The sequence below is a fragment of the Cupriavidus sp. YAF13 genome (genome assembly GCF_052113425.1).
In the GTDB taxonomy this organism is placed as follows: domain Bacteria; phylum Pseudomonadota; class Gammaproteobacteria; order Burkholderiales; family Burkholderiaceae; genus Cupriavidus.
Map to the genome: position 1 here is coordinate 1 of NZ_JBFRDD010000103.1, position 11020 is coordinate 11020.

7 protein-coding genes, 1 rRNA gene and 1 pseudogene are annotated in these 11020 nt (G+C 64.4%); 4 read left to right on the plus strand and 5 right to left on the minus strand.

From position 1 onward, the window contains the following. The 4 genes and pseudogenes from AB4061_RS39630 to AB4061_RS39645 all read left to right on the plus strand — a co-directional run. Positions 1-265 (plus strand): annotated as a pseudogene (locus AB4061_RS39630) (copper resistance protein CopQ); the annotation flags it as partial. A 227-nt stretch (positions 266-492) separates the two neighbouring features. Beyond that, positions 493-2217, plus strand: coding sequence for an alkaline phosphatase family protein (locus AB4061_RS39635; RefSeq protein WP_441641521.1), 1725 nt, complete (start codon positions 493-495; stop codon positions 2215-2217). 292 nt (positions 2218-2509) lie between these two features. After that, positions 2510-3013, plus strand: a complete 504-nt coding sequence (locus tag AB4061_RS39640) for a (2Fe-2S)-binding protein (protein WP_441641522.1) — start codon at positions 2510-2512, stop codon at positions 3011-3013. Next, positions 3010-5295, plus strand: coding sequence for a molybdopterin cofactor-binding domain-containing protein (locus tag AB4061_RS39645; protein ID WP_441641523.1), 2286 nt, complete (start codon positions 3010-3012; stop codon positions 5293-5295). The genes AB4061_RS39640 and AB4061_RS39645 overlap by 4 nt, the downstream gene beginning before the upstream one ends. Positions 5296-5375: 80 nt before the next feature. Here the strand turns inward: AB4061_RS39645 and AB4061_RS39650 are convergent, their stop codons facing one another. The 5 genes from AB4061_RS39650 to rrf form a co-directional block, all read right to left on the minus strand. Further along, the gene (locus AB4061_RS39650; RefSeq protein WP_441641524.1) at positions 5376-6569 is read right to left on the minus strand and encodes a PepSY-associated TM helix domain-containing protein; all 1194 of its coding nucleotides are present in this window, start codon (positions 6567-6569) and stop codon (positions 5376-5378) included. 20 nt (positions 6570-6589) lie between these two features. Next, entirely contained in the window at positions 6590-8917 is a 2328-nt protein-coding gene (locus tag AB4061_RS39655) for a TonB-dependent siderophore receptor (RefSeq protein ID WP_441641525.1), read from the minus strand. A 351-nt stretch (positions 8918-9268) separates the two neighbouring features. Next, positions 9269-10261: a FecR domain-containing protein gene (locus tag AB4061_RS39660; protein ID WP_441641526.1), complete on the minus strand. Its 993-nt coding sequence runs from the start codon at positions 10259-10261 to the stop codon at positions 9269-9271. After that, positions 10245-10760: a sigma-70 family RNA polymerase sigma factor gene (locus tag AB4061_RS39665; RefSeq protein ID WP_441641527.1), complete on the minus strand. Its 516-nt coding sequence runs from the start codon at positions 10758-10760 to the stop codon at positions 10245-10247. The genes AB4061_RS39660 and AB4061_RS39665 overlap by 17 nt, the downstream gene beginning before the upstream one ends. Before the next feature lie 174 nt (positions 10761-10934). Further along, a 5S ribosomal RNA gene (rrf, locus tag AB4061_RS39670) occupies positions 10935-11020 on the minus strand; the annotation flags it as partial.

Here is an 11020-nt window from a genome sequence, read left to right on the forward strand (position 1 = left end):
ATACCTTCACCGAAATACCTTCACCGAAGGCGCCCGCATCGCCGGCCTCGACCGCTCGGGTGTCTCGGCTACGCCGGCTCGCGGATTCGATGCCTACTCCGATGGCGCACGTGCCGGCAAGTTTGACCCGTACACGGATGGCGCGCTGGTTGCCGGCCTGGATCGCACCGGCGTATCGGCTACGCCGGCCCGCAGCTTCGATGCCTACACCGACGGCGCTCGCAGCGGCAAGGTCGACGTCTTCACCGAAGGTGCCAACGCCTGATGTCATACCCGCAACTGGCCATCCGCCACGACACCGCCTGAGATGCGGTGTCGCGGGGCGCCTCATGCTCGATCCGCTCACTCCCCTCGCGGCGGCATGCGCAGCTCAGGGTGCCTCAAGACACCCATACAATTTGTTACCTCTCCGGCCATTCGCTGACACCGATCGGACATGGGCGGTTGATAGCGTCTCCCGGCTGCCCTGTGGCAGTCATTCGAGGAGATATCATGCGAGCAACAAAAAGGCTTACCCTGGCGGTGGCGCTGTCGCTGTCATGCGGACTGGCCACGTCCGCACGCGCGGACGACGACGCCCGTCAGCCGCGTGCCAAGCATGTGCTGCTGGTTTCGGTCGATGGCCTGCATCAGGCCGACCTGGACTGGTTCGTCAACGCAAATCCGGCTTCCACCCTTGCGCAACTGGTCCGCCATGGCGTTGCCTACCGGAATGCGCAAACGCCGTTCCCCTCGGACTCTTTCCCCGGCATGGTTGGCCAGGCCACGGGTGGCAACCCCAGGACCACCGGCATCTACTACGACGACGCCTACAGCCGCAGCCTGCTGCCGGCCGGCACCACGGCAGCCAGTTGCCGCAGCACCAAGCCTGGCGCTGAAGTGTATTACGCAGAAGTGATTGCGAAAGACCTGAACCGGCTGGACAGCGGGCAAGGCATCCCCGGCCTGTACTCGGATTTCTCCAGGATTTCGCAGCTGACCGGGCACCCGCAAGACCTGATCAACCCGGCCTTGCTGCCGGTCTCAGCGCAGACCTGCCAGCCGGTTTATCCGCATCAGTATCTCAAGGTCAACACGATCTTCGAGGTCGCGCACAAGCATGGACTGCGCACCGCCTGGTCAGACAAGCACGCCGCCTACGAGATCCTCAACGGGCCGTCCGGCCAGGGCATCGACGATCTGTTTGCCCCCGAAATCAACAGCTCGGTCACCGATCCGTCGCTGCCCGCCGGCCCGGGTGACGACTGGACCAAGGACAACACCAACACACAGCGCTACGACAGCTTCAAGGTACAAGCCGTCCTCAACTGGATCAAGGGCCACGATCATGCCGGCAACGGCTCGCCGGGCACCCCCGCCATCTTCGGCATGAACTTCCAGGCCGTGTCGACCGCGCAGAAGCTCAACAAATCCAGCTACTACACGGATCCGAACAACACCGCCACCAAGGTTGCCGGCGGCCTGGGCGGCTACACCATGAACGGGACCGCGCCCGGCGTGGTGCTGCAAAGCGCGCTGACCTTCGTCAACAACCAGCTGACGACATTGGTCGGCGCCCTCGACCGCACCAGCACCGTGGTGGTCCTGTCGGCCAAGCACGGCCAGTCCCCGCAGAACCGCGCTGATCTCACCATCATCAACGACGGCGACATGATCGACGCGCTGAACTGCGCCTGGGAAAAATACGCCGCCACGTGCAAGGACGCGTCCAAATCCCATCTGGTGGCCCATGCGATCGACGATGACGGGATCCTGATGTGGTTCAACGACCGCTCCCCCGCGGCCATCAGCTTTGCCAGGAGCTTCCTGCTCGGCTATTCCGGCAACGGGCTCGGCTCCGACGCTGCCGGCAATGCCATCGCCAAGGCCTTCAGCCAGGCGGGCGTCAGCAAGATCTACGCCGGCGAAGAAGCCGCTGACCTATTCGGCGTGGCGCGCGGCGACGATCGCGTGCCGGATCTCGTCGGCATTGCGCAGCAAGGTACCGTCTGGGCCGGCGGCAAACTGTCGAAGATCGCCGAACACGGCGGTGATGCCAGGCAGGACCGTCACGTACCCATCGTTGTATGGGGCGCAGGCATCGACCAGAACATCGTCGACGAACCGGTCCAGACCAACCAGATCGCGCCGACCATTCTCGCGTTGCTTGGACTCAAGCCGCATGAGCTGCAAGCGGTGCAGGCCGAGCACACCAAGGTACTGCCGCATCTGCATTGAGCGGCGCCGGGACAGCAGCGCAAGCTGACGGTCCCGGCACAGGAAACAGCCCCGTGGCTGTGGCGTCCACGGGGCGTTCCTGCATTCCTGGATCGCAGCGCGGGGTGGCCGGTTCCTCCCCGTCCCACCTCTTCGCATCGCCACAATTCCAGTTTCTGGAATTGACAAATCCCGAGCCAGCCATTCCCCGACGCCCGCCGCCGGCATCACAATGCGCGTTGCGCAAAGCAGCGCAGGCACCTGGCTCGTTCGCCAGCCCTCGTCCCCGTTGCACCATCCCCCACAAAAAAACATGAGAACCATCACGATCAACGGTAAGCCGCAAAAGATCGACCTGCCCGATGACGCCCCGCTGCTGTGGGCGGTGCGCGATCACCTCGGCCTGACCGGCACCAAATTTGGCTGCGGCATGGCCCTGTGCGGCGCCTGCACCATGCACCTGGACGGCCAGCCGATCCGCTCCTGCGTGACCCCGATCTCGGCGGTAGCCGGCAAGAAAATCACCACCATCGAGGGCTTGTCGGCCGACAAGATCGGGCAGGCCTTGCAGGCCGCATGGGAGGAATTCGGCGTGCCGCAGTGCGGCTACTGCCAGGCGGGGCAGTTGATGTCCGCCACCGCGCTGCTGCACGCCAACCCGCACCCGAGCGAAGAAGACATCGACGGGGCCATGAGCGGCAACATCTGCCGCTGCGGCACCTATACGCGCATCCGCGCCGCCATCCAGCACGTTGCCGGATCGAGCGTGACTGCAAAGCCGTCTGCCCAGCCGACCGGCAAGAGGAGCGCCAAATGAGCACGCTGCAATCTGCCGGGCGCCGCACCTGGCTCAAGAGCATGGGTGCCCTCGCCGGCCTGACGTTGACTGTTGGCCTGGACGGCATCGTGCTGGCAGCGGATGAGCCCAAGAAGTACGGCCGCGACGGCATGCCTGGCGGCGCCGTGGATAGCCCGCTGGTGTTCCTCTCCATTGCCGAAGATGGCAAGGTAAGCATCGTCTGCCACCGCTCCGAGATGGGGCAAGGCGTGCGCACCAGCCTGCCGATGGTGGTGGCCGACGAGCTCGAAGCCGACTGGGCGCAGGTGCTGGTGGTGCAGGCGCCCGGCGATGAAATCCGCTACGGCAACCAGAACACCGACGGCTCGCGCAGCGTGCGGCATTTCTTCGAGCCCATGCGGCGCGTAGGCGCAAGTGCGCGGATGATGCTGGAAGCTGCCGCCGCCGCCCGCTGGAATGTGCCGGTGAGTGAAGTCCAGGCACGCAACCACGCGGTGGTCCACGTGCCGAGCGGCAAGAGCCTTGGCTTTGGTGCGCTGGCAAAGGATGCCGCGCGCCTGCCCGTGCCGGCTGCCGCCAGCCTCAAGCTGAAGGATCCGGCCCAATTCCGCTATATCGGCAAGGACAGCACGCGCAGCATCGATGGCCACGACATCGCCACTGGCCGCGCGCAGTACGGCATCGACGTGCGGCTCGACGGCATGCTGTACGCCGTCATCGCGCGCCCGCCGGTGTTCGGCGGCAAGCTCGCCGGCGTTGACTCCACGCAGGCGATGAAGGTGCCTGGCGTGATCAAGGTGGTGGAGCTGGCCGGCAGCCCCGCGCCCGCCCTGTTCAACCCCCTTGGCGGCGTGGCGGTGATTGCCACCAATACCTGGTCGGCCATCAAGGGCCGCGAGGCGCTGAAGCTGCGCTGGGACGATGGCCCCAACGCCAGCTACGAGTCCGGTGCGTTCCGCGCCGCGATGGAAAAGGCCGCAAGCCAGCCCGGCAAGGTGGTGCGCAACCAGGGCGACACGATGGCCGCCCTGTCCGGCCCCGGCAAGCGCATTACCGCGCAGTATTACCTGCCGCATATCGCGCACGCCACGATGGAGCCGCCGGTTGCCACGGCGCGCATCGCCGATGGCAAGTGCGAAGTCTGGACGTCGGTGCAGGCGCCGCAGGCCACGCGCGAAACCGTGGCCGGGCATCTCGGCCTGAAGCCGGAGGACGTCACGGTGCACGTGACGCTGCTGGGCGGCGGCTTTGGCCGCAAGTCCAAGCCGGACTTCGCCGCCGAGGCCGCGCTGCTGTCCAAGGCCATGGGTGGCAAGCCTGTCAAGGTGACGTGGACGCGCGACGACGACCTGCATCACGACTACTTCCACACCGTTTCCGTCGAGCACATGGAAGCCATGCTCGGCACCGACGGCAAAACGCAGGCATGGCTGCATCGCACCGCCGCCTCCACCATCACGTCCACCTTCGTGGCCGGCGCAAAGAACGAAGCCACGTTCGAGCTTGGCATGTCGGCGGTGAACATGCCATTCGACATTCCCAACGTGCGCGTGGAAAACCCCGAGGTGGAGGCGCACACCCGCATCGGGTGGTTCCGCTCGGTGTCCAACATCCCCCACGCCTTCGCCGTGCAATCGTTCGCGGCCGAACTGGCGACGGCGGCAGGGCGCGACCATCGCGACTACCTGCTGGCGCTGCTCGGCCCGGACCGCCGTATCGACCCGACGCAGTTGTCCGATACCTGGAACTACGGCGAATCGCCGCAGCAGTATCCTCTTGATATCGGCCGCCTGCGCGGCGTGATTGAACTGGCCACGCGCGAAGCCGGCTGGGGCAAGACGCTGCCGAAGGGACGCGGGCTGGGGCTAGCTGTCTGCTACAGCTTCGTGACCTACGTGGCGGCGGTGATCGAAGTGGCGGTGGCCGATGACGGCAGCATCAGCGTGCCGCGTATCGACATGGCGGTGGACTGCGGCGCGCAGGTCAACCCGGACCGCATCCGCTCGCAGGTCGAAGGCGCCTGCATCATGGGCATCAGCCTGGCCACCACGGGCGAGATCACCTTCAAGGACGGGCGCGCCCAGCAGGACAACTTCCACCAGTACGAGGTGATGCGCGCGCCCTCGGCGCCGCGCCAGATCCATGTGYATCTGGTGCCGGGCAGGTTCGACGCACCGCTTGGCGGCGTCGGTGAGCCGGCCATGCCGGCCATTGCGCCTGCGCTGTGCAATGCGATCTTTGCGGCTACCGGCCGTCGCATCCGCGCGCTGCCGATCCGGGAGCAGTTGAAGAAGGCTTGAGCCTGAGTCTGAACCGCGGGGCATTGCAGCCGGCGCGATCTGCCGGCTGCAATGCCTTTGGCCTCAGGTACGTCTGGCTTTCACCTTCGCTTTTTCACCTTCGCTTTGGCGCGGCGCTTCTTCATCCAGATCACTGTGCCAGTGACGCTGAGCATGGCCACCAGCAATCCCAGAACGCACATGAAGGCCTTGAATGGCCGCCCCCAGAGCGTGGCCATGTGCAGGCTGGAGATCCAGCTCCGGATGGTGTCGCCGCTGGCTGCGCCGGTGGGCAGCCAGGAACCCGTCTGCATGCCAGTCCCGGCCTCGAACACCACGGTCGTCAGGCCGCCATCCTCGCGCAAGTCCCGGCTGCTTCGCACCGTGTAGCGGTAGACGCCCAAGGCACTGTCATGGAACAAGCCGGTTTCCTCGATCACGGTGAAGCCGTGCGCCCGAGCCAGCTGTGCGATCAGGCGCCGGCCGACCTCGCGGGCTTCATCCCAGTCAAGGCCGGGCTCGGACCGGGCATTCGCAGGCATCACCAGCATCTCATCGCCCGGCTGGTGCGCGAACACGGCCTTCATCACCGGCTCATAGACCTCCACGAGATTGAACGAGACGCCGCTCCAGGCGAGGACAAAGAGCATGGCCCAGGCCCACAGGCCTCCTGCGCGATGCAGGTCGAAATTCAGCTTGTGGCTGCCACCATGCCAGCGCACGGTCCACGCCGTGTGCCAGCGGGCCGGCCAGGATGCACCGCTTGCCTTCGCTCCTTTGCCCGCAGGCTTGCGCATGCGTGCGGGAAAGGTCAGGAAGGCGCCCACGAAGCAGTCCAGGGACCACAGCAACGCGACGATGCCGAAGGCGTAGGTGCCCGCCGTCCCCAGCGCCAGAGAGTAGTGAAGCCGCTCGATGAATGGCATGATGTTCTTCATGCCTTGGCGGATGTCGCCCCATTTGCGCTCGCCCTGCACGGCGCCCGTATATGGGTTGACGAAGACCTCATCGTTCGGCAGTTCCGCGGCCTGCGCCGCCTGCAGGAAGAACACGACAGACCGCCCCTGCTCCACCTTAAGCGGCGCGTATGGCATCCGGGCATCCGGATATTGCCGCATGACCCGCTCGCGCAGCACCAAGGGATCCAGCAGTGCCGCGCCAGGTGCCGGCGCCTCGGCGCGCAACAGCGCTGGATTGATCATGTCGTCCAGCTCGTGCTCCCACGCCAGCAGGCTGCCGGTCAGCCCGGCGATGAGCAGGAAGCCCGCCATCACCAGGCCAACGTAGCGATGCAAAGCGACCAGAGCCGGCCGCATCAGAACCGATACGCTGCGCTGACGTTGACGGTGCGCTCCGCGCTGCGATAGCAAACGCCCGGCAGATAGCCGCAGTCATACAAGGCCTGCCGGTTCAGCAGGTTGTTGATGTTGAGCGTAAGGCGCCARGGACCGCGCTCTACCCCCGCTGCCGCATCCCAAAGGGTCAGGCTCGGATTCATGAGATTGTTGTTTCCGCCATCCGAATTGGAGCGCATTTTCCCGAGATAGCGAACCCCCAGCGCCGTGAACGCCCGAAACGAGTCCCCGATCGTGAACGCGTACTTACCCCAGGCTGACGCGCTGTGCTTGGGCGCTCCCTTTTGCGGCAGTCCCTGGTCGCCATTGTTGCTCTTCGTGATGTCCGTATCGAGATACGTGTATTGCGCAATGACGCTGAAATTGCGGGTCAACTCCGTGCGTGCCTCAAGCTCCAGGCCGCGCGACGACACTTCGCCCGTCTGGAGGACCCTCCCCGGATTTCCCGGCGCGGCGGTCGTCACGTTCTGCCGAAGCAGGTCGAACAGCGCCAGCGTGTAAATGCTCCTCTTGTTGGCAGGCTGATACCGCACGCCGGCTTCGACCTGTTTGCCGCGCGAGGGCGTGAGCGGCGCACCCGAGACACTCGTACCAATCTCCGGCGCAAATGAGGTTGCATAGCTGAGATAGGGAGCCCACCCGGAATCGAAGAGGTACACGGCACCCAGGCGCCCGGTCATCGCATTCGCGGACTGGTCATAACCGACGGTGCTCGCGCCGGTGTCCAGCGCGATCGTGCGACTGGATTGCTGCACGTTGTCGTGCCGCAATCCAGCGGTCACCACCCAGCGATCCCATTTGAGCTGGTCTTGCGCGTACAGGCCGATCTGCCGCGAGGGCGCGTTTTGACGGGTCGGGTTGTCAGCGGGAACCAGCGGCAGCTTGGCGTAGACAGGGTTGTAGAGATCGATGGGGTCCACGAATCCCACCGCATAGGGATAGTTGTCGGTATTGCGTATCCTGGCATAGTCGACCCCGAGCAGTACGCTGTGCGCCAAGGGCCCGGTGGTGAAGCGTGCCTGCACCTGCGTATCCACATAGAGGCTCTTGGATTGGGTCTTGACTGGCCAGAAGTAACGGTCGATGGTTCTTCCATCGGACCGCAAGGCGGTCGGGAAGAGGTCCGTTCGGTCATTGTTGAGATCGTTGTATCTCAGGTTCTGCCGCACCGACCAGGTGTCATTGAACCGGTGCTCGAACTCGTAACCGATCGCTTTGTTGGTACGATCAAAACGATTGTCGTAGCCGGCGATGTTGACACCTGGGTTGACCTGCCCCAGCGATCCCGGGGATTGCAGTTGATTGGGGAAGGCGTATTGCTGATTGTCCTTCTGGTAGCGTGCCAGCAATGTCAGCCTGGTGTCTGCGCTTGGTTGCCAGGTCAACGCAGGGGCGATGTACAGCCGCTTGTCCTGGTCATGGTCCAGCCGGGTGTTCGACTCCCTGCCCAGCATCGTGAGCCGGTACGTCCAGGTACCCGCGGCGTCGATCGCGCCGCCAAAATCGCCCTTGATTTGCTTGCGGTCATAGCTGCCGTACTCCACGCCGATCTCGCGAATGGTCTCCGCGGTCGGGCGCTTGCTGACGACGTTGACCAGGCCGCCCGGGGGGACTTGTCCGTATAGGACAGACGCAGGCCCGCGCAGCACCTCGACGCGTTCAAGCCCGTATGGCTCGATCGCGGTAGCAAAGGTGCGCCCTGAATTGCGAAGCCCGTCCAGAAAGATCCCGGTGTCCTCAATCGTGAAGCCGCGCAACAAGGAGGAATCATCGCTGCCCAGGGATCGTTGGTTGGGGGTGACGCCGGCGGTGTAGCGCAGCGTTTCATCCAGCGACTCCGCTTTTCGGTCCCCGATTTCATCGGCCGTAATCACGGAGACGGACTGCGGATCCTCAAGCAAAGACGTATCGGTTTTGGTGGCGGTGGCGCTGCGCCTGGCGACATAGCCGTTCACCGGCCCCCAGGCGCTCTCCTGCCCTGCACTGGCCATCACTGTTACCGCGGGCAATGTCGAGGCGTTCRCTTCGGCCGCGGTGGGAGCCGCCGCGGGGCCAGCCCGCAAAGAGTAGGTGCCGTTGGCTCCGCGAACAACTTGCAGCCCCTGCCCGCGCAACAGTTCTGCAAATCCATCTTGTACCGTAAAGCTCCCTGCAAGGCCCCCGCTGGCCCTGCCTTGAATCAGCGCAGCGTCCACCGACAACTCCACGCCCGCCGTTCTGGCAAAGCTTGTCAGCGCCAGGCCCAGCGAGCCTGCCGGGATGTTGTAGACGCGCTTGGGTTCCGCCATGCGCTGACCTGTCGGCTGAGCATGCGCTGAAGGAGCCGCGATAGCCTGGACGCCAAGCGCCAGCCCTATCAAGAGTGACACCCGGGCCGCTGTGGCGGTAGTCGTTATCTGGAGCACAGGGGCGCGGCGGCCAGCTCTGCGTGCCAGTTGTGAGGGAGCCTGATTCTGTTTTTGGCGACATGCCATGGTGAAGGCCTTTCGGTTCGGAAGATTTGTGCTGCTCATTACGTCTTCCGAACGAGAAGGCAAAAACCGCAATGCCACTCCCCAAGAAATTTGTAACAGTGGGCGGAATGACGAACCAGGCGCCATCGGAACCATCGCCACGCCTGGCGCGAGGCGCTGGCGTGCCTACCTAGCCCGAACCGTCACCCAGTAGCGCGTCCGGTAGATAACCTCGACCGGTAAACCCAAGGTCAGGTTGAGCAACGCCCGGTCGGTGTCAGGCAGCGAGAACACCCCGGTCACCCTAAGGCTGGCGATAGACGGGTCGCAGTGCAGCAGGCCTGGCCGGTAGCGGCCAAGTTCAGCCAGGAAATCCGCGACGCGCATGTTGTCCGCCACCAGCGTGCCGCTGGCCCATGCAGCAGCGCTCTCCTGCCCCGCCACGGGAGGTTCGGCCTGATCGGTGGCGAACACCGTACGCTGCCCGGCACTCACCCTGACGGCATCTGCGGCGCGCGTGGGGTGTACGTCAACAGCGCCTTCGAACACGGCCACGCGTGAGACATCGGCGTCCTGTCGTACCGTGAAACGGGTGCCAAGCGCCTCGACCCAGCCTTGCCGGCTTTGCACCCGAAATGGGCGGTGGACCATCGCCGTGTCGCGAGCGGTTGCGACCAGGATCTCACCCGCATGGAGGATTACCCGGCGCTCCTGCCCGTCATAGCGCACGTCGATGGCCGTATCGGTGTTGAGAACGACGCGGGTACCGTCGGGCAAGTCGATCGCGCGGATTTCGCCTATCCGTGTACTGTGATCCGAGACGGCGGCATGCCAGGTGTCGGACTCGCGCACCGAATAGGCTAGGCGCCCCGCGACGGCCAATCCCAGTACCTGCAAGACCCGGCGTCGTCTAGACCCCGCGACCGCCGGTTTAAGCAGAGCTTGCCTCGCAATCTCGCGGGGCACGCTGTCGAGCTTGCCCTCCATCACCTGCAGGCGATTCCATGCACGCTCGTGGTCGGGATGTGCGGCGCGCCATTGGGCGCAGGCTGCCTTGTCGGCGTCAGTGGCATCCCCGGACCACAGGCGGGCCACCCACTCGGCGGCCCGTCGGATGATGATGGGATCGACGGGGGCTTGGGCGGATTCCCGGCGCACCCTGTCAGCGGGGAAGCTCATACATTGCCTGATAGCAGGCCTGTAGTCCGGCAGCGATGTACTTTTCGACAGACGACACCGAAACGTGGAGACGCTCGGCGATTTCCCGATAGCTCAGTCCGTCCACTTTGCATAGCAGCAAGGCCAGGCGCGCCTTTCCTGGCAGGCCGTGCAGGATAGCGTCGATCTCGATCAGGGCCTCCACCACCACAGCCCGGGTCTCTTCTGACGGCACCTTCACTTCCGGCAGCAGCGCGATGGCATCCAGATAGGCCGCTTCGATCTGGCGGCGGCGGTACAAATCGATGACCAGGCCATTCGCGATCTGGGTCAGGTGCCGGCGCGACTGATCCGCTCGCGGCGTCTTGCCCGAGGCCATGACGCGCACATAGGTGTCGTGCGCAAGATCCGCCGAATCGAAGACGTTGCCCAGTTTCTTGCGCAGCCAGCCCCGCAACCAGCCATGGTGCTCGCTGTATAGGACTTCGATTGGCTGGATCGGGGTTTCGGGCGCTGACATGGTTCGAACGATCTGGCGTCAAGCCTTTGAGAATTAAATGCGAATAATTCTCAATTATACCGAATTTATGACGAGATAGGTTTGAATCTACCCGATCGCTATTTCGATCGCACAAACCGCAGCCGCAAAAGCAAAACCCCCCAGTACTTTCGTACTGGGGGGTTTCAAGGGAGAGCCTGGCGATTACCTACTTTCACACGGGTATCCGCACTATCATCGGCGTGGAGTCGTTTCACGGTCCTGTTCGGGATGGGAAGGGG